The organism is Olsenella massiliensis (assembly GCF_001457795.1).
Classification (GTDB): domain Bacteria; phylum Actinomycetota; class Coriobacteriia; order Coriobacteriales; family Atopobiaceae; genus Olsenella_F; species Olsenella_F massiliensis.
The window spans coordinates 856112-880470 of sequence record NZ_LN898211.1 but is presented as its reverse complement, the minus strand read 5'-3'; the positions used below and the strand labels follow the sequence as shown (position 1 = coordinate 880470).

Sequence of the window (24359 nt, the reverse complement as noted above, 5' to 3'; positions counted from 1 at the left end):
TCAGTAAAAGCAGGATCCATCTTTTGACACCTTCTATTCGCGCCGCGCCAGGCGAGGGCGGGGCGGCCGCCCTCGCGCGTGACGCCGTCGTCGACGAGGTCCTGGGACGCAGGCCCTCCACCACGACCGAGGTGATCGTGGGGCGAGACGGGGCGGTCCTGCACGGCTACGGGGCGGCGCGCGAGGCGGACGCGGAGCCGACGCCGCCGACGGCGGAGCTTCCCAACCCTCACGGGGGCGCCGTCCTGAGGCTCCCCGTGCTCGTGGCGGGCTCCGACCAGTTTGCGCGACGCCTGGCGAAGATGGCCCGTCAGAGGGCAAAGTGGGCGCGGCGCGAGGACGTGAGCTGCTATCGCGTCTATGACGCCGACCTCCCCGACTATGCCGTCACCATCGACCTCTTCCACCGGTCGGAGCTCGCGCCCCAGCGCGGGAGCCGGGGGCCCTGGCTGCAGGTGTTTGAGTACGCGGCTCCCAAGGACGTTGACCCCGCCCTCGCCCGCAGGCGACTTTTGGACGTCCTCTCGCTCGCCCCGCACGTCCTGGACGTGAGCCCCGACAACGTGTTTCTGAGGACCCGCGTTCGGGCGCGGGGCGGCTCCCAGTACGCCGCCGAGGCGGCGGCGGAGGGGCGTTACGGGCCGCGCCGGGAGCGACGGGAGGGCAAAGGCGCGTCTCGCATCGAGCTGCCGCGCGGCGCCCACCTAATCGACGAGGGCGGCCTCACGTTTGAGGTCAACTTTGACCTGCGTCTGGACTGCGGCATCTTCCTGGACCATCGCGACACCCGCGCGCTCGTGCGCGAGATGGCCAAGCAGACTCGAGGGTCCAAGCGCTTCCTCAACCTCTTTGCGTACACGGGAAGCGCGACCTGCTACGCGGCGGACGGCGGCTGCAAGTACACCACGACCGTGGACATGAGCCGACCCTCGCTTGAGTGGGCCCGTCGCAACATGGCGCGCAACGGCTTCGTGGGACGCGAGCACGAGTACGTCCAGTCGGACGTCCTGTCGTGGGTCAACGAGCAGCGCCACAGCAGGAACCGCTGGGACCTCGTGTTCTGCGACGTGCCCACCTTCTCCAACTCAAAGGGCATGCAGGGCAGCTGGGACGTGCAGCGCGATCACGTGGAGCTGCTCATCGACGTGTCCCGGCTCCTCACCCGCGACGGCGTGGCGCTCTTCTCGTGCAACCTCAGGCGCTTCAAGCCCGACGTGGCCGCCCTGGCCAAGGCAGGCGTTGGCGTCGAGGACATCACCGACCGGACGATCCCGGAGGACTTCTCGCGCTCCCCCCAGGTCCATCACTGCTACCTGGTGAGACGAACGACACGGCCCTGACGGTCTGCCTGACGCCACGCCGCCCCAATGACGCGCGGCGGCCGTCAATCATGTCGCATGTCGTCCTCCCGAGGCTCATGCCCCGACATTAACGCGAGCTAAAGGATTCGTGGCATCCCGGGCGCCGCATGGCTACACTAGGGGTGCTGGCGCCGCCGGCCGGCCTGGGGCCGGGCGCGGCGCATGACGTTTGTCCCGCTCGACGAAACGGATGCTATGAACACGAAGACTACGGCACAGACCGCCGGCGACACGGCCGCCGCGAGCCGGCGCACGAGGCTCAGGCGCGCCGGCATCCCCCTCTCCGCAGGCATGATGCTCGTGACCCTTGGCGTGGTGTACGGCGACATCGGCACGAGCCCCATGTACACGCTCAAGGCCATCGTGTCGGGCAACGGCGGCCTGGCCACCATGGGCGAGGACGCCGTGCTCGGCGCCCTCTCGCTGATCATATGGACCCTCACGCTCATCACGACCGTCAAGTACGTCCTCGTGGCCATGAAGGCGGACAACCACAACGAGGGCGGCATCTTTGCCCTGTACAGCCTCGTCAAGCGTTGCGCCCGATGGCTCATCCTCCCCGCCATGATCGGCGGGGCGGCGCTTTTGGCGGACGGCATCCTGACGCCCGCGGTCACGGTGACCACCGCCATCGAGGGCCTCAGGACCATCGACGCCGTCCATCAGGTCATCGGCGACAACCAGCGCATCGTCATCATCGTCACCGTCACGATCCTCTGCGCGCTGTTTTTGATCCAGCGCGCCGGCACCTCCACGATCGGCCGGCTCTTTGGCCCGATCATGACCCTGTGGTTCCTCTACCTGGGGGCGGCGGGCCTCATGAACGTCGGGGGCAACCTCAGCGTGCTGCGCGCCCTCAACCCCCTGCGCGGCCTCACCTTCCTCTTTGACGGGAGCATAAACGCGGCCGGCGTGATGGTGCTGGGCAACGTCTTCCTCTGCACCACCGGCGCGGAGGCCCTCTATTCCGACATGGGCCACGTGGGCAAGGCCAACATCTACGGTACCTGGCCCTTCGTCAAGCTCTGCCTCATCTTCAACTATCTGGGACAGGGCGCCTGGATCCTCGTGAACCAGCACAACCAGGAGCTCGCGCGCATCGAGGACCTCAACCCGTTCTTCGAGATGATCCCCGCGAACTTCCGCGTCCTCGCCGTCGTGCTCTCCACCCTCGCCGCCATCATCGCCTCGCAGGCGCTCATCACCGGCTCGTACTCCATCGTCTCGGAGGCCATCAGGCTTGACCTCCTGCCTCACATGAAGATCAACTATCCCTCCGAGACGCGCGGGCAGATCTACATTCCGCTCGTCAACTCCATCATGTGGATCGCCTGCATCTTCGTGGTGCTCCTCTTTCAGCGCTCGAGCGCCATGGAGGCCGCCTATGGCCTGGCCATTACGGTGACCATGCTCATGACCACGATGCTGCTCTTTGCCTACCTCTCGCACAACCGCAAGAAGACCGCCTTCGCCGTCGTCTTCGCGTGCGTCTTCGGCGCCATCGAGCTCATGTTCTTCTTCTCGAGCCTCACCAAGTTCTTCCACGGCGGCTGGTTCACCGTCCTCATGGCGACGCTCATCTTCGCCGTCATGTACATCTGGCGGCGCGGCACGGCCATAGAGCACACCCAGTCGGTGTATCTGCCCGTGGCTCGCTACCTTGACCAGCTCAAGGCTCTCTCGCATGACACCGACTTTCCCTACACGGCCGACAACCTGGTCTTTTTGACCAACGACTCCTCTCATGACAAGCTTGACCGCGACATCCTCTATTCCATCCTGGACAAGCAGCCCAAGCGCGCGCGAGCGTACTACTTCCTCAACATCAAGGTCACGAACGAGCCGTACACGCACGAGTTCATCGTCAACGACTTTGGGACCAACTTCGTCTTCAAGGTTCAGCTGCGCCTGGGCTTCCGCGTCAACCAGCGCGTCAACACCTACCTGTACCAGATCGTCGCGGACCTCATGCAGCACAACAACCTCGAGCCGCAGGACCACAAGTACTCGATCTACCGCAACCGCGGCAAGGTGGGCGACTTCCGCTTCTGCCTGATTCGCAAGATGCTCTCCCCCGAGTCGGACATCTCGGGCTTCAACGCCAACGTCATCGGCGCCAAGTACTTCATCCGCCGCTTTGCCGGGTCGCCGGCGCGCTGGTACGGCCTGGAGAACTCGAGCATCATCTTTGAGTACGTGCCTCTGTTCGGGCGCACGAAGCGCCAGCACCGTCTCAGGCGCGTCAGCGGGCAGCAGGAGCAGGAACAGGCCCTGCACGCCGCCGCGACGAGCGCGAGCATGGAGGGCGACGACGAGGACATCTTCTCGGCCGACATGCAGGCTGAGCTTCAGGAGTCCGTCGTCGAGGTCGAACACGAGCTCGTGGGCGGCGACACGGCGAGCTTCAAGCCCCTTCGCATCGACGATGACGAGATTGACGCGGCGGGCGCGGGCGGAGGCCTCCTGGACGAGACGGACGGCGAGCGGGGCGGCACGAACTAGGGCGCAGGGCGCGTCGGACGAAGGCGGCCTCCGCCCCCGTCCGAACGGCCCGCGCTAGCGCTCTTGCTAGCGGCTCTCGATGGGCTCGTAGGGGCGCTCCGTCATGTAGGAGCTGTAGGCGGGCCTGATGATGCGCGCCGAGCCAAAGAGCTCCTCCATGCGATGGGCCGCCCAGCCGCTCACGCGCGCCAGGGCGAAGAGGGGCGTAAAGAGGTCCTCGGGTATCTTGAGCATCGTATAGACGAAGCCCGTGTACATGTCGATGTTGGTGGAGATAGGCTTGCTGATGTGCATGACGTCCCGCATGACCTCGGGGCCCAGACGCTCCACGCGACGGATGAGCTCAAACTTGTCGAGCTGCCCCTTCTTGCGCGCCAGGGACTCGGCATAGGAGCGCACGACCTCCGCGCGGGGGTCGGTGATCGTGTAGACCGCATGCCCCAGCCCGTAGATCAGGCCGGCATGGTCAAAGGCCTCCCCTCTGAGCACCTTGATGAGGTAGGCGGCCACCTCGTCATCGCTCGACCAGTCACGGACGTGCTCGGCGATGTCGTCCATCATCTTGCCCGCCTTGAAGTTGGCGCCGCCGTGCTTGGGCCCCTTGAGCGAGCCGAGGGCTGCGGCATAGGCGCTATAGGCGTCCGTCCCCGAGGACGAGAGCACGCGGCAGGCAAAGCTCGAGTTGTTGCCGCCGCCGTGCTCGGCGTGGAGCATGAGCATGACGTCGAGCATCATGGCCTCCTCGCGCGAGAAGCCCTCGTCGCCGCGAAGGACGTCCAGGATGGTCTCGGCCATGGTGTAGCCCTCCCGTGCCGGCGGGACCCTCAGGCGCGTGCCGTCCGCCTCGGCGACGTAGGCCTGATGGGCCAGCGAGGCGACGCGCGGCCAGCGCCCCAACAGCGAGATGGCGACGTCGATCTCGTGCTCGGCCGAGGTCTCGTCGGGGTTGCGGTCAAAGGCATACAGCAGGAGCGTGGCGCGCTGCAGCACGTTCATGATCGAGTGGCTGTAGGTGGTGCGGGGAAAGATGTCGAGGTAGCCCTCGGGGAGCTGGCGTCGGGCGGCGATGCGAGCCTTGAAGTCGTCGAGCTCGCCCTGGGTGGGCAGAAAGCCCGAGAGCAGCAGGAAGGCGACCTCCTCGTAGCCAAAGCGGTCGGCGTCGTGAGTACCGCTCACCAGGTCGCCTATGCGATAGCCCCTGAGCTTGAGCTCGCCGCGGTCGGGCGCGAGCCTGCCGTCGGTCTTGGTGTAGCCATGCACGTCGGAGATCGTGGTGAGACCCACCAGCACGCCCGATCCGTCGGCGTTGCGCAGGCCCCGCTTGACGTGGCGCTGGGCATAGAGCTCGGACGGCACCGCGTCCACGCGCTTCATGCCCTCGTAGAGCGTGTCGGACACCGGGAGGCGTCCCATGCCCTCGGACGGCATGGGATACACGTCCGCGATATGCGAGAAGGCGGACGTCTCGTTTCGGCCGAGAAAGCGCCTCTCGATGCGTTGCTTGATGCCGTCCGCCATGGACCTCTCCCAACTGCCCGCCCGCGCCGCGCGAAGGGTCAGGCGTCATCCCCGCAGCCGGGGCCCTCACAGAGACTACAGTCTGTACATGTAATTGAACACGTCCTCGCGCTGCAGGTTGACCTGCACGCAGAGGTCCTGGGCGAGCCGGTCGAGCCGGTCCTGGACGTGCCTGAACTCCACGCTCGCACCCGCCAGGTCCACGAGCATGGTCATCGTGAAGATGCCCTGCAGGATGGTCTGCGAGATGTCGAGGATATTGATGTCGCACTCCGCGAGCGCGCCCGTCACGGCGGCCACGATGCCGGGGCGATCGTTGCCCAGCACGGTCACGATGGCGCGATTGTTGGTGGTGTCGCCCGTCTCTGACACGTCACTCCCCTTTGCTCGTAGGCAAGGGGACGCCCGTCTCCCCTCCCGGACCATTCTACGACGGAACGTCCGAGGAGGGCCGGCTTGTAACAAACTGCTTGCTCACGCCCGCCTAGTTGGCGTTGGCCTCCACGGGCTGGCCGGACTGGAAGAGCGCGGCGACGTCGTCCTTGGAGAGGTCGAGCGCCACGGAAAGCTCCTCGAGGGAGCGCTCGCAGGCCTGCTTGAGCAGGCGCTCGTATACGACGGGCGGCTTGCGGTTGTTGGCGCGGGCCTCGGCGATGCGACGACGGAAGGTCTTGACGGTCCGCACCGAGTCAAGGCAGCTGCCCCGCCTGATCTTGTCCTTGAAGTACTTCTCCTCCAGGGCGGTGCTGTTGGAGGTGTAGCTGTCAATGGGCAGGTCCGTGTACTCGCCGATGAGGTCACGCGCCTCCTGCCGTGACACCACCGGGCGCAGACGTGACCCTCGGTCCACGGGATAGCTGATGCGCATGGGATGAGGGGCGCTGACCGGCATGAGCATGTATGCGGCCTGGGGGCTCTCGACGATCTTCTCGACCTTGCAGACCCCCTGACCGGGATGGACGATGAACTCGCCAACGTTATACATGAACATGCTCCTCTCGTATGACTATAGAAGAGTCTAGCACGAAAGGAGAAAAATTTCTAACTTTTGCAGAATGAGGCTTGTGCGCAGCCACACGTTCTACTAGATTATTTTGTTTATATCGTCACGTTCCCTACCCTATCAACTCATCCCGCTGACGAGTCGACCTCCGAGACCGCCTGCGGGCAGCAGCCCACCACCCATTCGACCAGCTTGTCCTGGGCGTCGCCGTCACGCTCGGCCAGCTCAAAGCCGCGGCCCCACACCGGGGTGTAGCTCACGTCTGACACGCCCTGGTAGTGGTCGAGCGCCAGCGCCAGGTTGAGCTCGGCCGTGATGGCCGTCTCCGTCTGGAACAGGCCCGAGTTGATGCGCCAGTGAGGCGCCACCTTGGCCTTGCCGTAGCCGTCGTACCGCCCGCTGAGGGTGTAGAGGGGGTTCATGGCGTTGACGCGCTCGGCCATGCCGACGTCAAACGCATCCTTCTTGGCCAGGTCGCCGTCCCAGTCGTCCGCATAGCGGGCCTCATAGCCCTCGGCGGCGGCGTAGCTGTCGTGGTGGGCCGAGAGCAGGCCGCCCACCATCGCGTCGAAGTGCAGCGTACTCTCCTTCCCGATGCCAAAGAGCTGGTTGCACGGGGAGCTGCGGTCAAGCATGTCAAAGCCGCACACGGGGCGCGTGGCGGGACGGCAGTGCGCGACGAAGTCCCAGAGGCTCGCGATGCGCACCCTGCCGCGGCTGGCGCTGTAGGTCATCCAGCGGTTACCTTCGTTGAGGGAGCTCAGGTAGGCCGTCGTGCTGTCATACACCGTGGAGCTCACGGAGCTCACACCGGACGGCGAGGCCGTCGCGGCGCCGGAGGAACCGCCCGGCGAGCCGACCTCCTGCTCGGCCTCGCGCTTGAGGTTGGGGTCCCCGGGAAAGCAGGGGTCGGCCATCTGCGCGGGCGTGTACGTGTAGGGCCAGCTGGCACTCCTCAGGAAGTCCGCCGCCGCCGCCTCGATCGTGCCCATGACGTAGTCATAGTAGCTGCCGTCAAGGTAGGCGCCGTCGCTCACCGCGCCCAGAGTGAGGGCCTCGTCGTCCTTGTCCCTGAGGTCCATGGCGTTGACGTAGTCGCCGTAGGCGTTGGCGAGGTCCATGGAGAGGAGCTTGGTCCAGGAGCCGTCGGCGCGCGTGTCGGCATCGGCGAACTGCCCCATCATCCACTCGTAGGCGCTGTCCTGGGTGTCGAGGGACGTGATGGGACACCAGGAGGCGGATCCGTAGATGCCGTCGGAGAGCGGCTCCCCCTCGGCGTCATGCGTGGCGGCGCCAATGGCGTCCAGATACGGGGCATAGAGGTCGGAGTCTCCCATGGCGCCCAGGACGGCGCTCAGGCCGCCGCCGGCGCCATAGCCAAAGACCATGACGCGCTCGGGATCGATGGGAAGGCTCGCCGCGTTGTAGCGCAGGTAGCGTATCGCGGCCTTGAGGTCAACGACGGGCCAGGGGGCGCCGCCGAGCACCATGTCCTTCGAGGTGCTGGTATAGCCGCTCGAACGCCCCCTGAAGCCGGCGTACACATACACCAGGCCGGCCGAGAGGTAGCGCGACAGCCCCTCGAAGCTGTAGGACTCGGGGCTGGACTGGGCGTTGAGGCGCAGGGAGTTTATGGGAAGCACGGCGGGCGCGCAGGCGGGGCTGAGGCTGCCGACCGTGGCGTCCTTCCTGACGACGCAGCTGTACGTGTCACCCTTTTTGGTGGCGTCAAAGTAGGCGCCCGGCACAAAGATGGCAAGCGACTCGTACGAGTCGTTGCCCGGCTTGGTGCAGTAGGTGAGCCCCAGCTGGTAGTAGCAGTCGTTGTCGCTGTCGTAGCGCCAGGCGGCCGTATCGAGCCTGAGGCTCTCGAACTCCTTCAGGTCCACGGACGGCGCGTCGTCCTGGGGCTGGCCCTGCGGTTGGTCCTGCGACTGGGACTGGCGTGTGGCGGCGCAGCCCAGGGCACCTAGGGCCCCAAGCCCGCCGGCGAGGGTGAGGAAGTTCCTCCTGGTGGCGTTCATCAAACCTCCAAGCGCTCATGCGTGAGGACGCTGCGGCCCCGGCGCCTTCGTCCAGATTGGGGCAGCTCACCCCAGTGCCGGGGCAGACGGGCCGCTTGATGGTATTGTACGCATTAGCGGCCCCTCGGCGCATGCCGACGACGTATGAGGAGGGGATTCACATGACCTGCCTTGACCTTGCCTCGATCTTGCGAGACTCTCGCGCGTCCCGCGCGTCCACCAAGGACGCCTACCGCGCGTCCGCGGCCGCGCAGGGTGACGGCGAGGGGCCGGGCCTGCGCCGGATCAGGCTCAGCTTCACGGGCGAGGTGCAGGGCGTGGGCTTTCGCTGGACCGCGCGCATCGTGGCGGAGCGGGTGGGCTGCAGCGGCTGGGTGCGCAACGAGTGCGACGGGAGCGTCTCCATGGAGCTTCAGGGCACCAACGACCAGATCAGCGCCTGGTTCGGAGGCTTCGCCGGCGTGTATGCGCGCCGTCCCCTCGACTACCGCATCGCCCTCAAGGAGGATATCGAGCCGGTGCGCGACGAGCGGGGGTTCGCGGTAAGTTTCTAGCTCGTTCGCCGTCCGGGCATATGGCAAAGACGCGACGTGCCGCCCGCCCCACGGGCGAGCGGCACGCAAGAGGGCGGGCCGGCGAGGGGCGACGCCCCGGCGCGGCTACATGGCGATGGTGGGCGGGTTGAACGTGCGGGAGAGGTACTCGCGGTCCAGATCGTAGAGGCCCTTGGGGTCAGAGCCGAAGAGCTCCATGTTGGTGATCATGTCCTTGGAGTTGGTCTCCTCCTCGCCCTGCTCGGCGATGTACCAGTCAAGAAGCTTCATGGTGCGCAGGTCGTTGACCTTCTGGGCGGCAAGGTAGCACTCGTAGATGCTCTTGGTGATGAACTGCTCGTGCTCGAGGGCGGCCTTGAGGGGGCCCATGTCGTCGTCAAAGCTCATGTCGGGCCTGGCGATGGCCTCCATGACGGGATGCACGTCATTGTCAAGCAGGTAACGACGGAGGCCCTTGGCGTGGGCCAGCTCCTCCTCGACCTGAATCGTGTACCAGTTGGCAAACCCCTTGAGCCCGCGCTCGTCGTAGTAGTCCGCGAACGTGAGATACAGGTACGCGGAGAAGAGCTCCTTGTTGATCTGCTCGTTAAGTAGGGCGGCGACCTTATCGTCAAGCGCCATGCTGTCCCTTCCTTTCCGGCCGACGCAGCGTCGGCCCCTCGTGAACATACCATCCGTCACGACCATCCGCTACGGACCCGTTCGGCTTTCGCCGGCGGCTTTGGTATATTTGGCTATGGACAGTGTTCTTCTACCCAAAGGGAGAATCTCATGACGCCTCGTCCGCGAATGTCGCGCAGGTATGTCCGCATCGTCATGGCATGCGCACTTCTCGCCCTTTGTGTGCTGGCGGCCCCGTTGCGAGTCCTGGCAAAGGACTATTCCATCGACGAGGTCCGCATCAGCGCCACGGTGGCCGCTGACGGGTCGGTCTCAGTGAGCGAGACGCGCGAGTTTGCCTTTGACGGCTCTTTCAACGGCGTGTATTGGAGCATTCCCACGGGCAGCTACGACGGGAGGGACGTCCACACCTCCATCGGCGCCGTGGGAATCATGGAGGGCACGACGTTCGTCCCCTTTGAGCAGTCCGACTCGGGAGAGCCCAACACCTACTCGGTCACGGACGAGGGCGACACCATACGGGTCAAGCTGTACTCGCCTCACACGGACGAGCGGGTGACGTTTGCCATAAACTACACGGACAGCAACCTGGCGGCGCGCTACCAGGACACCGCAGAGCTGTACTGGAAGTTCGTCTCGGACGGCTGGGACGTCGAAAGCTCCAACGTCAGCTGCACCGTGAGCCTTCCCGTGCCGGCGGGAACGACGGTCACGCCGGGGGACAACGTGCGCGCCTGGGGCCACGGGCCCCTTGACGCGACGGTGGGCTTTACCGGCAACGACGTCACCTATGCGGTGCCCGGCGTGGGCGGCTCGGAGTACGCCGAGGCGCGCATCACCTTCCCGGCGGAGTGGCTCGCTTCCGCGCCCCTCATCGAGCAGGACAAGCTGCAGTCCATTCTCACCCAGGAGCAGGCCTGGGCGGATGACGCCAACGCGCGTCGACATCAGGCGCGCGTCATAAGCTGGGGGGCGATCGGCCTTGACCTGGTCGCGGCGGTTGGGTCGATCGTCGCGGGCCTCGCGGCCTGGGGGTCCTACCAGCGCAGCCACAAGGCCCAGTTTGATGACACGTACTTTCGCGACGTCCCCAGCGACGACCATCCTGCCGTCCTAGGCGCCCTGCTCAACGGCGGAAAGCCTCGCGGGGAGGACCTTACGGCGGCGCTCATGCGCCTCACGGACATCGGCGCGGTGAAGCTCGACCTCATCAGGACCAGGAAGACGGGCTTTTTGGGAAGGGAGAGGACGGAGGAGGACTGCCGCCTCACCAGGACGGACAAGGACCTCAGCTCCCAGCCCAACCATAAGCTGAAGATTGACTACGCGACGCTCCGCTTCCTGTTCGAAAAGGTCGCCCGATGGGCGGACTCGGAAGACGCGCTCTACTTCAAGGACGTCGAGCGCGTGGCGAAGGACGAGGCAGAGAAGTACTCTGGCGCCTACGAGACCTGGGAGGACGTCGTTGGCGGCGCGTGCGCGTCGCGAGGGTTCTTCACGAGCAAGGCCAAGACCGGCAAGGGCCGCCTCTACGCGCTCTGCGTGCTTGACGTCCTGCTTGCCGTCGTCACCGTGTTCCTCGTCATCGCCGGCGTCGTCGCGCCCGCGCCTGGCGGCGGCATCGCGGCGGCACTCCTTCTGACGGGGGTCGTCCTGGGGGTGCTGGGCGGCAAGATGCGCACGCTCTCGCCCGAGGCCATCGAGATCACGGCGAAGCTCGAGGCGCTGCGCCGCTGGCTCAAGGACTTCACGAGGCTCAAGGAGGCCGTGCCCACCGACGTGGTCCTCTGGAACCACCTGCTGGTCATGGCAGTGGTGCTCGGCGTCGCGGACGAGGTCATCGACCAGCTCAGGGCGACGATGCCCCAGATCCTGGAGGATCCCGTCGTAGCGCCGGTCTACGGATGGTACTACGGGGGCGGCCCGGGCGGCATGCCGCAGCAGGCCTTCTCGAGCGCCGTCGGCCAGGCGCACCACGTGAGCACGGCGGCGCTGGCGGCCTCCAGCATGAGCTCCGGCGGGGGCGGGGGCGGAGGCTTCTCCGGCGGGGGCGGCGGGGGATTTGGCGGTGGTGGCGGTGGCGGGGCCTTCTAAAATTTCGTTCGTCACCGTTGACAGGGATCGCATCTTTGCTATAGTAAACGAGCTGTGTTTGACAGCATCTTGGCTGGGTAGCTCAGTTGGTAGAGCAGGGGACTGAAAATCCCCGTGTCAGGGGTTCGACTCCCTTCCCCGCCACCAGCACGCACGCAGGCCAGAGGTTAACGACCTCTGGCCTGCTTTTGTTCGGAGCCGCGACGACATCGAAGCGGCAGCATACCGACAGGCGGCGTCCAGCACCTGACCGGACGCCGCACCTAGCTCTACTGCGCCACGTAGAACCTTGGGTGCTTCATGAGTGCCGTATTGCCATCCACCATTGACGACTGCCCAAGATGGGCGGCCATACGTTCCATGGTAAGAACCAGCACCGAGGAGGCCACGACCGCGGCGTTTAGCACGTCATCGGGTCCCTCGTATTCAGATGCAAACGCCGTGCGGAGCAAAATGATCATTTGCTTCGTGATGCGCTGGTCGTCTGACGGACCGACCCGCCCCACCCCTTCGTCTGGACCATCGCTCCCGTCGAGTCTCTCGGCCGCCTCATAGTACTTTTTGAGAAACTCCTCCGATTCCTTCTCGGAGAGTCCCAGGCCGTCTCTGGCACGAGAGATGACTCCATCCTCCACGGCCTTGCTCGTGCAGTCCTTAAAGCGGCCATCCGAATTCCAACAGCGAATAGCCGAGAGAATCGCCACACGTGACACGGCAGCTTTCAACACGCGCCCGCCAGCGGCAACATCATGCCTCACGCCATGCAACGCCCGCACGTCATCACTTTGGCAGACGTCCTGGACGCACTGCTCGACGACGTCGTAGAGCACGTCAACGTACTCATCAAAGCTCAGGTTGACCTCAGGGCGAGGCAGAGGAACAAGCTCCTTGAGCTTTTCAACGAAGTCCGAGAAGTTCATAGCCTACTCCAGGTTCGCATGTCGGTCTTTGACGTCCTTTTCGGTCCATCCCCTGCGCCTCATGATCTCGAGCGCGACGATGTCCCCAAGAAGGAAGAGCTCCTGTTCGACAAGGGTGGACATCGGCTGCTTGGAGGCATACTCGCCAGAAGCTGCAAACTTCGTGCGTCCGCGTAGCAAGAGCCTTTCCGACGCAAGGGCATCAATGGCGCTTCCTGGCGTGCATCCAACATAGAAGACGTCTGCGCCCCGCTCCTTTGCGATACGCGCAATCTCCGCCGGAAGACGGCTCTCGCCGGAGCTTGAGCCAATGAGCACCAAATCGTGCTTGCGCACGGGCATCTCCGTCTCAGCGCCGACGTAGTTGATATCAACGCCCAGATGCTTGAGCCTCTTGACCCACGCTTTGAGCGAGATGAGCATGCGCCCGACGGCCGTCACAAGAACGCGACGTCCCGGTACCAGAAGCTCGTCAACAAGGCAGTCAATCTGCCCGTCGTCAATCGTCGGAAGGGTCTCTCCAAGCTCTTGAAGCACGAGCGCAGTCGAAGCCCTTCCAGCCATCACTTTTCCTCCGGCACATACATGGCCTTGCAGATGAGAATGGAGCGGTCGTTGATGCCCTCGCAGAGGGCAGGCAGGTCATCGAGTGAGCTTCTGTGCGTGATGAGGTCAGTGACCTTCATCTTTCCTTCATCGAGCATACGTACGGTGTAGCGCCACTCATTGATGGGGGCGTCGGCGTAGTGGGAGTTCCAGGTGCCCTGCAGCTTCAGCTCCTTGCGAAGGACTTGGCTGTGCTGCATGAGCTTTATGGTCGTGTCGTTTGCGGGATTGCCCATCATCACAATGGTGCCAAACGTCCTCACGCACTCGATGGCTTGTCCCAAGGCAGCGCCCGCGCCGGTGCCCTCGATCACGACGTCAACACCTTTGCCGTTCGTAAGTTCGTGCACCCGCTCGATAAGGTCGATTTGACTTGAGTTGACGACATCGCATCCATGCGCTCGGGCAAACTCGCACTTCTCCTCAACGATCTCGGATAGGACGACGGACGCCCCAAAGAGCTGGGCCCAACGAGCCGACATGATGCCGATGGGACCTGCGCCCATGACGAGGACGGTCATGCCTGCGGTAACCCCGCCCTCCCTGATGGCATGCTGCGCGACGGTACATGGTTCCGTCATGCCAAGGGCCTCTCCGGGAAGACTGGGGTTTTTCGATTCGACGAAATGCCACGCAGATGGCACCAGGCAATACTCCGCAAACCCACCATCGCTTCTTGACCCAAGATAGTCATAGTCCTCGCACATGGCATAGTTGGCCGATAGGCAAGAGTCGCACGTCCCGCATGGGATGCAGGGAAAAACTGCCCCGCGCTTCCCCACGAGCGACTGATCGGCGCCCTCGCCAACTTCGACTATCGTGCCGCCAAACTCATGCCCGATGATGAGCGGATAACGCTGTCTGCTGGTTCCAAGCTCGAAGATTCTTGGGATGTCGGAGCCACAGACCCCGCACCCCTCAACCCTAAGCAGCAGCTGCTCTCCAACCGGCCTAGGAATCGGAACCATATCTGCAGTGAACTCACCTATGCGATGAAGTCTACAGGCCTTCATCTTCCCTTCGTGATATGCGGAGGGAGAGAGGTATCGTGAAAAGTCCATGGTGTGCGTCAGCCCAATCTATATACAATGACATCCTTACCTATTGACAGTCGCACCAAGATCGATTTACTTCCTCAGAAGCCCCTCGACGCTTACGGCGTTGTTCGCGGGCACGATCCTAATCTCAACTTTGATTCCCTTTGACACAAGCTCCTTGAGGATCTCGCGCTCTGCGGGAGACGCAGAGATATTCTTGTAGAACCTCTGCCTTCCCGCCGACATGCCCATGCCGCCAATGTTCACGAAGTCAATGTCCACACCAGCATCTACCAGTCGTTGTATGGTGAGTGGGAACTTTACCAGCAATATGGTCTGCTTAGGCAAGCCCTCTTTGAGCTTTGGGGCGGCATCTTCCACCGAGAGCGTCTCGATGCTTGTTCCCTCGGGAAGAAGCAGCTGGAACATCTTGGTCATGAACGGATCTTTGCTCACCTGGTCGTCTACGACCATGATGTGGGCGCACTCCGGAAACTGGTGAATCCAGGCCGTCATGACCTGTCCATGAATCAAACGGTCGTCAATACGGGTAAATACCAAATTCTTTACGCTCATGGCTCTGTTCTCCTTTGATTTTGAATGCCCCAAGGGTGCTGTGGGAAGGCGCTACTCCACGCGCGCAATCTGCGCCTGGTAGTCTCGGTACTTCTCGGCAAACGCATCAGGTCCGCCCTGAATGATCGAAGACGTGCCCACGACGAAGCCCGTAGCCCCAGCCTGATGCATGAGCCTTGCATTCGACGGTATGGTGTTGCCGTCAACCACGATGCCAATGGGATGGTCCGCCCGTGAGACTATCGTTTTGATCCTGCGCAGCTTGGCTAGGTGATCGGGGACCATCTTCTGGCCAGCAAATCCTGGATTCACGGCCATGACCATCACAAAGTCCAGGACGTCGAGGCACTCCTCCAAATAGCACACCGGAACACCGGGGCTCAGTGCCAAACCAGCCGAGACGCCCGCGGCGCGAAGGCTCTCGAGCAGGCGATACGGCTGAAGGGACACCTCAGGGTGGAAGCTCAAGGAGTCTCCCCTTCGAACATCGAAGTACGAGACAAAACGCTCAGGCTCAGTGGCCATGATGTGGACGTCGATGGGGAGGCTCGTAAGCGCCCGAATCGCTTTGAAGTCCTCTGCCCCAAGCATGATGTTGGGCACGTAGTGACCGTCCATCACGTCAAAGTGTATCCCTGCCACACCAGTTTTCTCGAAGGCGTGAACGTAGGCCTCAAAATCCCACGGCTTGCAGCACATGATTGAGGGGTAGATATCCAAATCCTTCTTTTTTCCCATGTTTTGCCCCCTGGAGAGCCTCGCCCCTCAGGCAAAAGGCTCATACTCGTACCGAGCCCTCGTCGCGGCGCAAACGCGACGGGGACCTTACTAGCGTGCCCTCCTGTCCCGATTGGGACATCGCTGTGTGGACAGGAGGGCACCCCTGCGTACTCGACGCACGAGGACGCTTCTGCGCGCGTCCTCGCAATTGGGGCCTAGTAGAGACCCATGAGAGCCTTGATGCCGACAAGAGCAAAGCCAGCCGCGAAGATGACGAGCACCATCGTAAGGGGCTTTACCTGCCTCTTCGAGAGAAGCGCCCACGTTCCGAGAACCACGAGGAGCGGGAGGAGGCCCGGGAGCAGCGCGTCGAAGACGCCGGTCTGCAGGTTGAGCGAGATGGTGCCCAGCTCGTTGGTCCAGTCGAACTCGAGCCATGAGAGGTCGAGCGTCACATTTCCAACGGTCATGCAGCCAACGACCATGAGACCGATGATGGAGACCGCATCGAGCACCTTGTTTATGATGCCGCTCTGAAGCAGGTCTACGATGGCGTCGCGGCCCTTCTTGTAACCCAGCATGTACATGTTGTAGCCACACGTGAGCTGGAGAATCTTGTAGCCGACGTCAAAGATGATCGGGCCGGCGAAGTTGCCCGCAAGCGCAAGCTGAATGCAGATGCCCGCAAGGATAGGGTACGCGATCGACTGTGACACCGTGTCGCCGATGCCTGCCATGGGGCCCATGAGCGAAGAGCGCATGAGCATGATGTCGTCAGCGGAGATGTCCTCGCCCTCAGACCTCTTCTCCTCCATGGCGCAGGTGATGCCATTGATGATCGTGCCCATCCAAGACGGCTCGGTGTTGTAGAACACGAGGTACTTCTTAAGCTCTTCCGCCTGCTTGTCCTCGGGGTACAACTCGCGGATGACGGGAACGAATGCGTTCGTGTTGCCAAGACCCTGAAGTCGCTCGTAGTTGTAGCAGGTCTCGGACGAGTAGGTGAACAGCCAGTTCTTGACAAGCGTCTTCTTAGAGAGCGCCATTATGCCTCGCCCCCAGACAGTTTCTTAGTGCCATCTGACTGATAGTTGTAGAGCAGGATTGCGATGAGGACAGCAATGAACGTGACCATCATCGTGGTGAGGCCCATGAACTCTGCAAGCGCAAAGCCGAGGAAGAAGAACGGCATCAGCTTGGGCTTGTTCAGGTACTGAAGCAGCATGGCAATACCGAGGGCGGGCATGAGGCCGCCAACGATGCCGAAACCGTCAACGATCCACTGCGGAAAGGCCTGGAACCACTCGCCAAACGGCGCACCGTAGAGCACCACGAGCATGGCAGGTATGCCATTAAGTACAAGCGATACGAAGAACGACGGAACGTAGTTGCACATCCTCATGGCACGAATGTTGCCCTTTTCCAGGTAGCTCTCGGCCATGTGGACCCAAAGGGTGTTGATGGACATATAGGCGGTCCACACCATGATGGTCACGCTACCAAGAATGACACCGACTGTCGTAGCGGAGTTCACATCGAGCCCGGAGACAAGCGCAAGCGCCGTACCCACGGGGCCTGCAAACTGCGGGTTGCCAGGCATGGAGCCACCGGCGGTGATGAAACCAACGTAAGGCAGGTTGATTGCCGCAGCAATCATCATGCCCTCGACGGGCCTGCCCAGCACCAGTCCTACGAGAAATCCTGACCACAGGGGGTACAGCCAAGTCCTCGTGATGACATGGCTAAACCACCACGTGCAGCAGGTTGTGATGAGTGCAACAAGAACTGCTTGTATGATCACTACTCTCACCTTCTACTTTCACATCCCAGCAGGTTCAAAGCGAAAGTGCAGCCTTCGACCAGCCCTCGATAACCTCGGACCTCCCCTCAACACTAGGTTGTACGTACCTGCTTAGCCGAAAACCTTTTCCATGAGGCTGACCATTCCCTGGACCCCAGAAGAGAGCGCTGCCTCTTCGAGTTCCATGAGATTCTGCGTATCTCTGCTGCTCACTGACTCGATGAGCATGGGAAGACTGAAGCCGGTCACACAGCGAATCTTGTCGGTTCCTAACTCATTCATAATGCGGGCGATGCAGTTGCATGGGGTGCCGCCAAGCAGATCCACAAGGACGAGCACGCCATCTCCCTGCGAGTCGTCATAAAGCGACTTGACCTGTTCCGACAGCTTTTCCATAAAGGCATCTGGAGACTCTCCGGGGTTCAAAGAGACGGTCGCATACCCCGAAGCCTCGCCCATGATGAGCGTAAGCGCGGATGTGATGCCCTGCGCAAACTCTCCATGGGTCACAAGAAGAATGTTGACCATTGTAAAGTCTCCTCCCGTCTGCCGAATTGGTACTTGCAATAGTAGGTTGGGAGGTAGTTAGGCCCCTCAAGAGCTTATTAAACTGCTCCGAGCGGTACTTTCTTTTCGACTAACGGTTGCAAAACGAAAGTAATTGAAAGTCTTTCGTCTTGTAATATATACTTTAAAGCGAAGGTTAACCCGACCTGCCTGAATATGGAGTTATCCTAGGCAACGAAGTCGCCACGCTCATCAGTATTCCTTTTCATGAACATTCGTGTGAGCGTATCGCGCTTTTCCTTTAACCGTCGTCTTCAACAGGGGGTACCGTGGGCAGCACGAATCAGAGGATGACATCGGATGACCGGCGCCGCCAGATACTTTCATTGCTCTCCTCGCAAGGAATTGTGCACGTGGCAACGCTCAGCCAGACATTTGGAGTTTCCACCGTCACAATACGAACGGATCTCTCGGAGCTTGAGTATGGAGGCAAGCTGAAGCGTATCCATGGTGGCGCCGTTTCCGTCAAGGAACTTGTGGTGCCAAGCCTCCCCAAGCGCATGCGAAGAAATACGCGGGCAAAGGATGCCATCGGACACGCCGCGGCAGGTCTCGTGACCGACGGCGAGACAATCCTCGTGGGGTCTGGGAGCACCACGCTGGCGTTTGTGAACGCTCTGAACCCAAAAACCAACCTGTCGATTATCACCGACGAGCCAGGCATCATCAACTACGTGACACAAAGGATGCCAAACGTCACGCCAATCTGCACGGGAGGCATCCTTGGTTGTGGGTACCACTATTATGGTCCGCTGCTGGCAGCCTCTCTGGCTAATGTCCATGTCGACAAGGTATTCCTTGGCGCAGATGGATTCGAGAGGCGCTTGGGCTTTCTCGCGGAGCGCAAGGTGACCGCAGAGGCAAAGAAGGAGTTTATGAGGCATGGCAATCGCACCGTCATTCTCATGGACGCCACAAAGGTAGGCGCGAGCAGGTTTTTTGTTCCCTTTGCCATGCCAGGCGAGATCGACCTGATCATCATGGACTCAGACCCGCACGGAATCGTAGCAACTTCCGTGCGCGCTGCCGGCGGTCGGACGCATGTCATCGAGGTCTGTACGTAGCTCGGTCATGGACGAAGTTTCCTCCGGCTGCACACCAGCCGCAGCTGCCCCATCCGCACAAGATGCGGCGCCCGACACGTGATCAGACGCCGCCACAGCCATGCATGCCATCTTACGCAGAATCCGTAGGTCCCACGAGCGTGAAGAGCGTGCCGCACACGTCAAAGGTGTCCCCCACAACAAGGCGCTGCCCGTCACGCACGGACCTCCCCTTGAGCATGGCCGGGTTCGTCGCGCCAAGGTCCCTCACGAGCGCCCCGTCACCCACCGGCTCAAGGCACACGTGCCTGCGAGACACGGCCGGCGAGTGGAGCACGACGTCGCAGTCGGGCGAGCGACCCACGATGAGAGGGTCCTCCCCCAGAGGCAGGGTCACATCCACGTCAGACGAGCGTATCCTGAGGCTCAGCACGTCAAGCGTGCAATCGCCGTACGTTCCCGGCTCCAGCCTCATGGTGGCGTCGGATGGCTCGTTGAACGCGTCGGCGTCCGTCTCCTGGTCCCAGGCCTCCTCGGCCTCGTCCGCGCCCGCCGCGACCACACCAGGCTCGGCCGCCTCCGGCAGGGTCGGGGGCGCGCTGCGGGGCCTCGTGAAGTCGTAGAGGCACTCGTAGCAGATTCCCATGTCTCCAAAGAGCTCCGCGCCGCAGCGCGGGCAGACCTTTGTCTGCGGCTCACTTGTCACCGGCTCGGATGCCTCTTCCTGCGAGGGTGCGGGGCCGCATCCCGCACGCCGACACCCCGGGGCCTGCGACGACCTTTTTTCATCCTGTCCGGGGGCGCCTTGCGAGGTCGCGTTTCGCTCGAAATCCTCCCGTCGCCCCCGTCGCCGCGCGCGGGCCCCTCCCGACGGTGCCGTGCGTGACGCGCCCGCGTCCCGCACGCCGGCTGCGAGATGCGCGACGGCTTCCTTTTCCTGCCGCCCCTCATGGCGCGCGCTCCCATACGTCCATGTGACCCCCATCAGCGCACCCTCCTTTCCGCCCCTGCGGGCGCCCATGTCTTGCCGTTATCCTCAAACGCCAGCACCTCGCCCACGTCGGGCCACGGGCCGCCACGGGCGGGCCGCTCCATCACAAGGCAGGCCTGCCGACAGCCCACGACCCTCCCCGGAGCCAGACGCCGCTCGGAACGCAGGACGGTTCCCGCCTTTCCCACCAGAGCGACGTCCAAGGGGTAGCGCATGCCAAAGCTGTGAATGGACGAGCAGGGGCACAAGATCACCTGCCGCGCGTCCCTTGTGGTTCCCAGCAGGCCGCGCAGCCGCTCTGTCCAACCCAGCAGCAGCTTGAAGCTCCCCAAGGAGCGTCCCGAGCGTTTCAGGCGCACCCGCACCAGGCTCATCAGACCACCACCCCCGCCCTGAAACGGTCCACCACGAGCGTTCGCTGATGCGTGACCGTGACGGGAAGTCCCAGGCCGACTCCTGCGACGTCAGAGATCTGCGGCCAGGGACGGTACCTCAGGGTGCAGGTGAACGCCGTGAGGAAGGGCGAGACGGGAACGCCGAGCCCCCTTCCCCTTGGCGGCGTCGAGGACAGGGAGTCCGCGGAGACGTCCACCTCGACGCGAGCGTTGCCCATAACCTGCTCGATGCCCTCCTTGACCTGGGCCAATGCCGTCGGGGCATTCTGGTCGCCCGAGGGTGCGACCCCCTGGGTCACGACCATGTCGTACGCGACGCGGTCAAAGCTCGCGCACAGCGCGCAGAACTGGGCGACGTTGTAGCCGACGAGCGCCACCGCCAGGGCGACGGGAATCAGCGCGGCAAGCTCGACCGTCATCTGTCCCGCCCTTGACGCCGCCACTCGCGGACGCGCGGTCCGCCGCCCGCTGGCGCGCTCATGACACAGCCCCCAGCAGGCTGTCAAGGCGCAGCTTGAGAGGCACGGTGAGCGACGTGCCGGGGATGGGGATCTCCGCGACCGTGAACTCGACGTCCCCAAGCTCGCGCCTCACCAGCTCAACGCAGGCGCGCACTTGGCCCTCCTGGTCCGTCGGCAGCTTCTGGAAGAACTCCCGCGCCGTCCTGAGCTTGCCGAGGCCCGCCTTGTCAAGCACCTGCTGGCTATTGACGAGCACGGGCTTCCTGAGACGCATGTCGGCAGGCTCGAAGCCGATGTCCTCGACGATGCTCGACAGCCTGTCGCGCAGCCAGGTGGACACGCGCCCAAGCCCCACCCCGTCAAGGCGCCCGAGGACGTCCTCCATGGCCGTCGAGACGCTCTCGTAGGCGGAGCCGTATCCCACGAGCAGCTTGCCCCACAGACGCGTCATGTCACCCACCAGGGTCATCAGAAGGGGCTGCCCCTCGCGCTTGATGCCATCAAAGACGCTGGACAGAACGGTATGGCCGTCCGTGTCCTCGTCCGGGGCGAGCGTCGCCGCAGAGATCGCCACGCCTCCCGGGAGCGTCGTACCGGCAAGGACCGCGCTCGTCGGCCCGCCCGGAAGCTCCTGGGCCTCCCTGCCCACGACGGCGACGACCCCGTATGACCCCGGGGGACTGAGCTTGGGGCGCGGCGCGGCAAGGAGCTCCATGGCCCTGTCGAAGGCGGAGCCGCCCTCCTCGGCCTTCTTTCGCATCTGGCGCTCGGCCTCCAGGGCGTCCTTGCGCGCCTGCTCATACTGGCGTGACGCCTCCACGACGATGCGCCAGTAGTGCTCGAAGCCGTTGTTGATGTTGGTCGAGGCGTCCGCCACGTTGCCCATCGCGCGGGCGTCCATGCCGCAGGCCCCGCAGCGTCGCGCGATGCCCGCATCGACGTCGGCGAGGGGCGACCTTCCCGCAGAGGGTCCCGTCGCGCCGGGGCACGACAGCGAGCAGTGGAGCACCCGTGTGCCCCCCTCGACGGTGCAGGGCCAGACGCGGTCGGTGTAGAGCGTCGTGCCCATGACCATCTGCGTCGTGTGAGGCAGGTCGGGAAGCGTGAGAGAGACCTCGTCGTCCTCCTCCACGCAGCTCGCCTCCAATACCTCGCCCCAGGCAAAGCGGTAGAACTCCCGACGGGCGCAGGAGCGCTGAAGCTCCTCGGCATTGGAGCCCGCGCCTGGCTCCGTCTGCCAGCGACGCAGGTAGTAGTTCTGCGCGCGGACGCGGGCGTACTCGAACCTCCACGCTTCCGGCGACGCGTAGTCTGGGTTCTGCGCTCCCGAGAGACCCGCAAGGCTCTCGGCCCTGCTGCGCAGGCACAGAGGGTCGTCCACGCAGTCTGCCCTCCAGGCGCGCTCTTTGGCCTCGTCGGCACGCCGGTCCGCCTCCTCCTTGCGACGCGTCGCCTCCCTGAGCTCCTCCGCGGTCCTCTCGAGCTCCTTGCCGTCCAGCTCGTCGTCAAGCGTCGAGAAGTCGCTGTGGGATTCTCGGGGCAGGGCCAACGCGGTCCCCAGGTACCGATCGCGTCCGGTGGCGTTCGCCGAGACGCAGGACGCGGCGTTTGCCGCGACGAGCGCCGGAATCGCGCCCTCCAGCCGACTGAGGCCCTTGGCGGCCGAGCGCGCGAAACCTCGTCGGGCGTCCAGGATCTGTCTTCCCGCGTCGATGACCTGGGGCGCCTGCGCCTGGACGACGGGTATGGCCGACAGGACCAGCCCGGCGCCGAGCACCGTCGTGCCGAGGAGTCCCATGCTGAGGACGCAGGCGTCGAGCACCTGGGCGATGGTCGCGTAGGCGGACACCACGTTGGCGCCCGACATTGCCGCCGCGTCAGCCACGGCCTGAACATCCCCCGACTTGGCATTCGTCCAGGTGAGCGAGGCGATGGAGAACACGAGCGCCAGGCTCACGAGCAGCGAGACGGCAACCGCCACGGTCGTGTAGCCTCCGTCGTCCCTCACGAAACTGCCTATGCCAAGGGCGAGAGGGCGCCTGTCCGTCCGCCTGGCCTCCTCAGCCCCACATCTGCTGCCAGCTTTCATAACCGCCTCCAATCCAGTCCGCTCTCAGACGCTCTGTCAGGCGTGCCTCCAGGAGAATCCCCTGCGCGTCCGAGCTCATGAACGACGAGGCCAAAACGCCCATGAGAGGAAGCGGGCGCACGTGGCCCCTCACCAGCACGCTGACGGACCCGCCGTCGCGCCCCACCTGCACCACCCAGTCATCCGCGCCTCCGACATGGAAGATCGGCAGGTCAGGGACGGCCTTGAGCCTCCGGCGGGCGAACGCCTCGCAGTCTGAGAGGTCGCCGTCGAGGTCGGTCAGGGCCACGCGCGCCGTCTCGGCGGCGCAGGAGCGCATGGTGGCCCAGGTGTACCCCAGGCAGGCAGGCTCGACGAGCAGGGCGAGGACGAGCATCAGCACGGGCAGCAGCAGGGCCGCCTCGACGCTTGCCTGCCCGTCGGACCCCAAGGGGCCTGGCGTGCGGGCACAAGGGGCAACCCTAGTACATGAGGACGTCACCAAGGTCGCCCAGGACGCCTCCCTCGCACCACACGTGAGACGCCGCCGCGATGGCCCGCTCCACCAGGCCGTTTGCCGCCACCCAGCGCCAAAGAGCGCCCAGGGCGACGAGGACGGCCACCAAAGCGAACGTGACCAGGGCAAATTCCAGCGTTGACTGCCCGCTTGACTGTCCGTCTTTCTCATGTTCCCGCATCCGGCGCATCCAGCTCCCCCTTCCATGCCCTCGCCCCCATCCTGACGACGCTGACCCGGCTGCCGCCGGTGGGCATGTCGCTGACGCGGCAGACGTCAACCCAGCCCTCCCCCTGCACCACGCAGCCCCATTCCCTCCCCACAAGGTCCAGACGTCCCGCCTGGGCAAGGACGCAGTCGCCTCGTCCCTGGTACGTGGCAAGAAGCGTACGAGCCTCCTCGTCAAGGGGGCGCTCGCTGCACCACTGCCACGACCCCTCCTCGGCCGGGGAGGCGCAGACGCTGACGCCCGGACCGTCCGTGCCCTCCGGCGATACGCGGTCCTCCTGAGCTCCCTGACCCCGTGACGCGCCACCTTCAGAGTCGCGAGCGACTGCTTCTCCGGGCCCTGACGCCGCCGGGGCGGTATCCCCCGTGCGCGCGTAGTTGCCCCCGGCGCCGGCGAGGCCGCCTACGCGGAGCAACAGCACGCAACCTGCGACCGCGACCGTGATCACGGCCAGCACAACCCCCAGGCGGAACGAGACCGTCCCGCCCGACACCCGCGCCAGGCGCCGGCGCCCCTTCTCACAGGGACCCGATGCTGCTCGCAATGGCATCCCACAGCTCCTGGACCTTGCCCCTGAAGGCGATGATCGCCAGGACGGCAATGACCACCAGGACGCCCACCAAAATCGCGTACTCGGTGGTTCCCTGACCCTCGCTGCCCCAGTGGCATCTCAGTCCGCTCGCAAGCCGCCTCATCAGGACGTCTGCCCGCGTAATCGTCGTAAGCTCTCTCATTTTTTCCTCCCTTGTCG

26 protein-coding genes, 1 tRNA gene and 1 pseudogene are annotated in these 24359 nt (G+C 63.9%); 6 read left to right on the top strand and 22 right to left on the bottom strand.

Annotated features, from left to right (window positions below; all coding sequences use genetic code 11):
* Positions 1–23: 23 nt before the first annotated feature.
* Positions 24–1340: a class I SAM-dependent methyltransferase gene (locus tag BN3001_RS07995; protein WP_058271212.1), complete on the top strand. Its 1317-nt coding sequence runs from the start codon at positions 24–26 to the stop codon at positions 1338–1340.
* A gap of 216 nt (positions 1341–1556) precedes the next feature.
* Entirely contained in the window at positions 1557–3863 is a 2307-nt protein-coding gene (locus BN3001_RS07990; protein WP_058271211.1) for a KUP/HAK/KT family potassium transporter, read from the top strand.
* A 66-nt stretch (positions 3864–3929) separates the two neighbouring features.
* Here the strand turns inward: BN3001_RS07990 and BN3001_RS07985 are convergent, their stop codons facing one another.
* The 4 genes from BN3001_RS07985 to BN3001_RS07970 form a co-directional block, all read right to left on the bottom strand.
* A complete protein-coding gene (locus BN3001_RS07985) occupies positions 3930–5381 on the bottom strand; it encodes a citrate synthase (RefSeq protein ID WP_197407479.1) in 1452 nt (483 codons plus the stop codon).
* Positions 5382–5456: 75 nt separating this feature from the next.
* A complete protein-coding gene (locus BN3001_RS07980; protein ID WP_058271210.1) occupies positions 5457–5753 on the bottom strand; it encodes an ACT domain-containing protein in 297 nt (98 codons plus the stop codon).
* Between the two features lie 112 nt (positions 5754–5865).
* Positions 5866–6366, bottom strand: coding sequence for a CarD family transcriptional regulator (locus BN3001_RS07975; protein ID WP_058271209.1), 501 nt, complete (start codon positions 6364–6366; stop codon positions 5866–5868).
* 143 nt (positions 6367–6509) lie between these two features.
* On the bottom strand, positions 6510–8408 hold the full coding sequence (locus BN3001_RS07970; RefSeq protein WP_058271208.1) for a subtype A tannase: 1899 nt from the start codon (positions 8406–8408) through the stop codon (positions 6510–6512).
* Positions 8409–8569: 161 nt separating this feature from the next.
* Between BN3001_RS07970 and BN3001_RS07965 the strand changes: the two genes are divergently transcribed.
* Positions 8570–8962, top strand: a complete 393-nt coding sequence (locus tag BN3001_RS07965; RefSeq protein WP_082630067.1) for an acylphosphatase — start codon at positions 8570–8572, stop codon at positions 8960–8962.
* A 105-nt stretch (positions 8963–9067) separates the two neighbouring features.
* On the opposite strand, the gene BN3001_RS07960 is transcribed toward BN3001_RS07965, so the two are convergent.
* Positions 9068–9583 carry a ferritin gene (locus tag BN3001_RS07960; protein WP_058271207.1) on the bottom strand — a complete coding sequence of 172 codons (516 nt, stop codon included), beginning with the start codon at positions 9581–9583 and terminating at the stop codon, positions 9068–9070.
* A gap of 150 nt (positions 9584–9733) precedes the next feature.
* Here BN3001_RS07960 and BN3001_RS07955 point away from each other — a divergent pair, with 150 nt between their 5' ends.
* The gene (locus tag BN3001_RS07955; protein WP_058271206.1) at positions 9734–11677 is read left to right on the top strand and encodes a DUF2207 domain-containing protein; all 1944 of its coding nucleotides are present in this window, start codon (positions 9734–9736) and stop codon (positions 11675–11677) included.
* A gap of 71 nt (positions 11678–11748) precedes the next feature.
* Positions 11749–11824, top strand: a tRNA-Phe gene (locus BN3001_RS07950).
* Between the two features lie 122 nt (positions 11825–11946).
* On the opposite strand, the gene BN3001_RS07945 is transcribed toward BN3001_RS07950, so the two are convergent.
* From BN3001_RS07945 to BN3001_RS07910, 9 genes and pseudogenes are all read right to left on the bottom strand, one after another.
* On the bottom strand, positions 11947–12597 hold the full coding sequence (locus BN3001_RS07945) for a hypothetical protein (RefSeq protein WP_058271205.1): 651 nt from the start codon (positions 12595–12597) through the stop codon (positions 11947–11949).
* Positions 12598–12600: 3 nt separating this feature from the next.
* Positions 12601–13161 carry a phosphoheptose isomerase family protein gene (locus BN3001_RS07940; protein WP_058271204.1) on the bottom strand — a complete coding sequence of 187 codons (561 nt, stop codon included), beginning with the start codon at positions 13159–13161 and terminating at the stop codon, positions 12601–12603.
* Complete coding sequence (locus tag BN3001_RS08600) at positions 13161–13784, bottom strand: zinc-binding dehydrogenase (RefSeq protein ID WP_235815094.1); 624 nt, start codon at positions 13782–13784, stop codon at positions 13161–13163. The genes BN3001_RS07940 and BN3001_RS08600 overlap by 1 nt, the downstream gene beginning before the upstream one ends.
* A 60-nt stretch (positions 13785–13844) precedes the next feature.
* Positions 13845–14171: pseudogene (locus BN3001_RS08595) on the bottom strand (alcohol dehydrogenase catalytic domain-containing protein); the annotation flags it as partial.
* Between the two features lie 159 nt (positions 14172–14330).
* Positions 14331–14816, bottom strand: coding sequence for a PTS sugar transporter subunit IIB (locus tag BN3001_RS07930; RefSeq protein ID WP_058271202.1), 486 nt, complete (start codon positions 14814–14816; stop codon positions 14331–14333).
* Positions 14817–14867: 51 nt separating this feature from the next.
* Positions 14868–15554: a ribulose-phosphate 3-epimerase gene (locus BN3001_RS07925; RefSeq protein WP_058271201.1), complete on the bottom strand. Its 687-nt coding sequence runs from the start codon at positions 15552–15554 to the stop codon at positions 14868–14870.
* A 197-nt stretch (positions 15555–15751) separates the two neighbouring features.
* Complete coding sequence (locus BN3001_RS07920; protein ID WP_058271200.1) at positions 15752–16582, bottom strand: PTS system mannose/fructose/sorbose family transporter subunit IID; 831 nt, start codon at positions 16580–16582, stop codon at positions 15752–15754.
* A complete protein-coding gene (locus BN3001_RS07915) occupies positions 16582–17337 on the bottom strand; it encodes a PTS mannose/fructose/sorbose/N-acetylgalactosamine transporter subunit IIC (protein ID WP_058271199.1) in 756 nt (251 codons plus the stop codon). Before BN3001_RS07915 ends, BN3001_RS07920 begins: the two co-directional genes overlap by 1 nt.
* A 111-nt stretch (positions 17338–17448) precedes the next feature.
* Positions 17449–17865, bottom strand: coding sequence for a PTS sugar transporter subunit IIA (locus tag BN3001_RS07910; RefSeq protein WP_058271198.1), 417 nt, complete (start codon positions 17863–17865; stop codon positions 17449–17451).
* 329 nt (positions 17866–18194) lie between these two features.
* Here BN3001_RS07910 and BN3001_RS07905 point away from each other — a divergent pair, with 329 nt between their 5' ends.
* The gene (locus BN3001_RS07905; RefSeq protein WP_268872531.1) at positions 18195–18968 is read left to right on the top strand and encodes a DeoR/GlpR family DNA-binding transcription regulator; all 774 of its coding nucleotides are present in this window, start codon (positions 18195–18197) and stop codon (positions 18966–18968) included.
* Between the two features lie 112 nt (positions 18969–19080).
* Here the strand turns inward: BN3001_RS07905 and BN3001_RS08420 are convergent, their stop codons facing one another.
* The 8 genes from BN3001_RS08420 to BN3001_RS07865 all read right to left on the bottom strand — a co-directional run bounded on the left by BN3001_RS08420 (position 19081) and on the right by BN3001_RS07865 (position 24342).
* Positions 19081–19653 (bottom strand): FHA domain-containing protein, encoded by a 573-nt coding sequence (locus BN3001_RS08420; RefSeq protein ID WP_058271196.1) that lies wholly within the window; start codon positions 19651–19653, stop codon positions 19081–19083.
* Positions 19654–19931: 278 nt separating this feature from the next.
* The gene (locus BN3001_RS07895; protein ID WP_058271195.1) at positions 19932–20312 is read right to left on the bottom strand and encodes a DUF192 domain-containing protein; all 381 of its coding nucleotides are present in this window, start codon (positions 20310–20312) and stop codon (positions 19932–19934) included.
* The gene (locus BN3001_RS07890; protein ID WP_058271194.1) at positions 20312–20752 is read right to left on the bottom strand and encodes a hypothetical protein; all 441 of its coding nucleotides are present in this window, start codon (positions 20750–20752) and stop codon (positions 20312–20314) included. Before BN3001_RS07890 ends, BN3001_RS07895 begins: the two co-directional genes overlap by 1 nt.
* A 58-nt stretch (positions 20753–20810) precedes the next feature.
* Entirely contained in the window at positions 20811–22802 is a 1992-nt protein-coding gene (locus tag BN3001_RS07885; RefSeq protein ID WP_235815083.1) for a hypothetical protein, read from the bottom strand.
* Positions 22803–22854: 52 nt separating this feature from the next.
* Positions 22855–23313: a TadE/TadG family type IV pilus assembly protein gene (locus BN3001_RS07880; protein WP_070639740.1), complete on the bottom strand. Its 459-nt coding sequence runs from the start codon at positions 23311–23313 to the stop codon at positions 22855–22857.
* 31 nt (positions 23314–23344) lie between these two features.
* Positions 23345–23560 carry a hypothetical protein gene (locus BN3001_RS07875; RefSeq protein ID WP_082630084.1) on the bottom strand — a complete coding sequence of 72 codons (216 nt, stop codon included), beginning with the start codon at positions 23558–23560 and terminating at the stop codon, positions 23345–23347.
* Complete coding sequence (locus BN3001_RS07870; RefSeq protein WP_148362982.1) at positions 23547–24158, bottom strand: hypothetical protein; 612 nt, start codon at positions 24156–24158, stop codon at positions 23547–23549. The genes BN3001_RS07875 and BN3001_RS07870 overlap by 14 nt, the downstream gene beginning before the upstream one ends.
* Positions 24127–24342 carry a hypothetical protein gene (locus BN3001_RS07865; RefSeq protein WP_058271190.1) on the bottom strand — a complete coding sequence of 72 codons (216 nt, stop codon included), beginning with the start codon at positions 24340–24342 and terminating at the stop codon, positions 24127–24129. Before BN3001_RS07865 ends, BN3001_RS07870 begins: the two co-directional genes overlap by 32 nt.
* Positions 24343–24359 lie beyond the last annotated feature (17 nt).

Bases quoted from the DNA above. Each gene is read 5' to 3' on its own strand.
- BN3001_RS07920 (WP_058271200.1), bottom strand. From the start codon at position 16,582: ATGGCGCTCTCTAAGAAGACGCTTGTCAAGAACTGGCTGTTCACCTAC.
- BN3001_RS07970 (WP_058271208.1), bottom strand. From the start codon at position 8,408: ATGAACGCCACCAGGAGGAACTTCCTCACCCTCGCCGGCGGGCTTGGG.
- BN3001_RS07940 (WP_058271204.1), bottom strand. From the start codon at position 13,161: ATGGCTGGAAGGGCTTCGACTGCGCTCGTGCTTCAAGAGCTTGGAGAG.
- BN3001_RS08600 (WP_235815094.1), bottom strand. From the start codon at position 13,784: ATGACGGAACCATGTACCGTCGCGCAGCATGCCATCAGGGAGGGCGGG.
- BN3001_RS07945 (WP_058271205.1), bottom strand. From the start codon at position 12,597: ATGAACTTCTCGGACTTCGTTGAAAAGCTCAAGGAGCTTGTTCCTCTG.
- BN3001_RS07985 (WP_197407479.1), bottom strand. From the start codon at position 5,381: ATGGCGGACGGCATCAAGCAACGCATCGAGAGGCGCTTTCTCGGCCGA.
- BN3001_RS07990 (WP_058271211.1), top strand. From the start codon at position 1,557: ATGAACACGAAGACTACGGCACAGACCGCCGGCGACACGGCCGCCGCG.
- BN3001_RS07870 (WP_148362982.1), bottom strand. From the start codon at position 24,158: ATGCCATTGCGAGCAGCATCGGGTCCCTGTGAGAAGGGGCGCCGGCGC.
- BN3001_RS07965 (WP_082630067.1), top strand. From the start codon at position 8,570: ATGACCTGCCTTGACCTTGCCTCGATCTTGCGAGACTCTCGCGCGTCC.
- BN3001_RS07910 (WP_058271198.1), bottom strand. From the start codon at position 17,865: ATGGTCAACATTCTTCTTGTGACCCATGGAGAGTTTGCGCAGGGCATC.
- BN3001_RS07890 (WP_058271194.1), bottom strand. From the start codon at position 20,752: ATGACGGTCGAGCTTGCCGCGCTGATTCCCGTCGCCCTGGCGGTGGCG.
- BN3001_RS07925 (WP_058271201.1), bottom strand. From the start codon at position 15,554: ATGGGAAAAAAGAAGGATTTGGATATCTACCCCTCAATCATGTGCTGC.
- BN3001_RS07875 (WP_082630084.1), bottom strand. From the start codon at position 23,560: ATGCGGGAACATGAGAAAGACGGACAGTCAAGCGGGCAGTCAACGCTG.
- BN3001_RS07930 (WP_058271202.1), bottom strand. From the start codon at position 14,816: ATGAGCGTAAAGAATTTGGTATTTACCCGTATTGACGACCGTTTGATT.
- BN3001_RS07975 (WP_058271209.1), bottom strand. From the start codon at position 6,366: ATGTATAACGTTGGCGAGTTCATCGTCCATCCCGGTCAGGGGGTCTGC.
- BN3001_RS07960 (WP_058271207.1), bottom strand. From the start codon at position 9,583: ATGGCGCTTGACGATAAGGTCGCCGCCCTACTTAACGAGCAGATCAAC.
- BN3001_RS07955 (WP_058271206.1), top strand. From the start codon at position 9,734: ATGACGCCTCGTCCGCGAATGTCGCGCAGGTATGTCCGCATCGTCATG.
- BN3001_RS07905 (WP_268872531.1), top strand. From the start codon at position 18,195: ATGACATCGGATGACCGGCGCCGCCAGATACTTTCATTGCTCTCCTCG.
- BN3001_RS07865 (WP_058271190.1), bottom strand. From the start codon at position 24,342: ATGAGAGAGCTTACGACGATTACGCGGGCAGACGTCCTGATGAGGCGG.
- BN3001_RS07895 (WP_058271195.1), bottom strand. From the start codon at position 20,312: ATGAGCCTGGTGCGGGTGCGCCTGAAACGCTCGGGACGCTCCTTGGGG.